1 protein-coding gene is annotated in these 397 nt (G+C 69.0%); it reads left to right on the top strand.

The genetic code is table 11. From position 1 onward, the window contains the following. Positions 1–167: 167 nt before the first annotated feature. A partial coding sequence (locus D3227_RS40835) for an aminotransferase class III-fold pyridoxal phosphate-dependent enzyme (RefSeq protein ID WP_120019487.1) occupies positions 168–397 on the top strand: 230 nt, incomplete at its 3' end.

Here is a 397-nt window from a genome sequence, read left to right as displayed (position 1 = left end):
GCAAAGACCCTGGCGCGCGCGCCCCGCACGCATGGCTGTGATGCGCAATCGGCAATGGCCGCGCCGTGGGCTGCACCTAGAATCGTGTCTCACGCGCACCGGCAGGCACCGCCCTTCCGGCCACCGCATTCTTTCCCGTTCCGCATCGACGCCCAGGAGATTCCCGCATGAGCGCTTCCGCCCCGCCCGCTTCGCCCCACGTGATGAATACCTACGGCCGCCTGCCGATCGCGCTCGAGCGCGGCCAGGGCTGCCGCGTATGGGACGTGGACGGCCGGCAGTACCTCGACGCGCTGGGCGGCATCGCCGTGAACACGCTGGGCCACAACCACCCGAAGCTGGTGCCCGCGCTGCAGGAGCAGGTGGCCAAGCTGATCCACAGCTCGAACTACTACCA

Source organism: Mesorhizobium waimense (genome assembly GCF_003601975.1).
In the GTDB taxonomy this organism is placed as follows: domain Bacteria; phylum Pseudomonadota; class Alphaproteobacteria; order Rhizobiales; family Rhizobiaceae; genus Mesorhizobium; species Mesorhizobium waimense.
Note: the sequence above shows the minus strand (reverse complement) of the source record. Positions and strands in the feature narration are given on the sequence as shown.